Here is a 1,085-nt window from a genome sequence, read left to right on the forward strand (position 1 = left end):
GCTAGGACAATCCGCGAGTGCAGTCGCAGGTGGTCCGAATGGAGAACCATGGAAGATCACTCCACCAAAACCTAAATTTGCCATTGGGTGAGTATGAAGATCCACATAACCGGAAAGAGTTCCAGATCTCTTGAGAGAATCGTTCGCTCCTCTGGAGTAAGCTTGTGGTGCAGTTTCACAACTTGAATCTGCAATGTACCATTCTCCCCACATTCCTGTGGCTCCACCGGTGTTCACGCATCTATGAGGAGTAGTATAAGTTTTACCTGCGATTGTAATCGGCATCTTGGCGCAGGCTTCTTCCCAAGTCAGACCAACTATATTCCATAAACGTGAAGAATACTTTCTTTTACCCGCATATGTCCCGGAAGTTTGGCAACCATCATTCTTATGAGTCCAGTTGTAAGCTCCGCCGTCGTCTGTTGCTGCCCAGTTCGCTTCGCAAGAATCATCGATCAAATCGAATTCTCCCCACTCGTTGAAACCTGTGTTCTTACAACGACTTGGCTTAGTAAATACTTGCCCGTTAATTGTTGCTCCCATATTGGCACAGGTAGTTTCCCAACTCTGTCCGGATGGGATCCCGTAAAGGATCGCTGAATATTGGCGTTTACCTGGAAAAATTCCAGTACAACCGTCTTTCTTAAATGTTCCCCAATATGGATCGCCGAAAATAGACGTACTCGTAGCAAAAATAGCCAGGAATACGACGCCTAACGCAGGCCCTCGCAAAGACCGACTTTTCATACGTATCTCTCCCTACTTAGTTGTTTGTATGTTTTTTGTATTCTTCGGTTACGTTTTTCAGCTTTTTGCCGTACAGTTCTTTGCCGGCTAAGATCATTCTGCGTTTTTCGTCATCAAGGCGCTCTGGATATCTTTCTTCCATTAAGCGCAATAGTTCCAATTGGTCCTCTTGGAGTTTTATCTGAGAGGTATAATATGTATCGATTTCTTTGCGGGTGGCTTTTCCGGAATAAATTTTTCCGTACAATGTAGCCCAACTTTCTAAAAGTTCTTCCTGCGCTTTTTTCTCTCCCGCGTCTTGCGGAGTAGCGACTGCCACCCAATATAGATTGTCTGGA

The 1,085-nt window shown here is 45.2% G+C and carries 2 pseudogenes; both read right to left on the reverse strand.

The features are described from left to right. Positions 1–747 (reverse strand): annotated as a pseudogene (locus CH352_RS18905) (membrane dipeptidase); the annotation flags it as partial. Between the two features lie 16 nt (positions 748–763). Then, positions 764–1,085: pseudogene (locus tag CH352_RS18910) on the reverse strand (hypothetical protein); the annotation flags it as partial.

The sequence above is a fragment of the Leptospira hartskeerlii genome, assembly GCF_002811475.1.
GTDB classification, from domain to species: Bacteria; Spirochaetota; Leptospiria; order Leptospirales; family Leptospiraceae; genus Leptospira_B; species Leptospira_B hartskeerlii.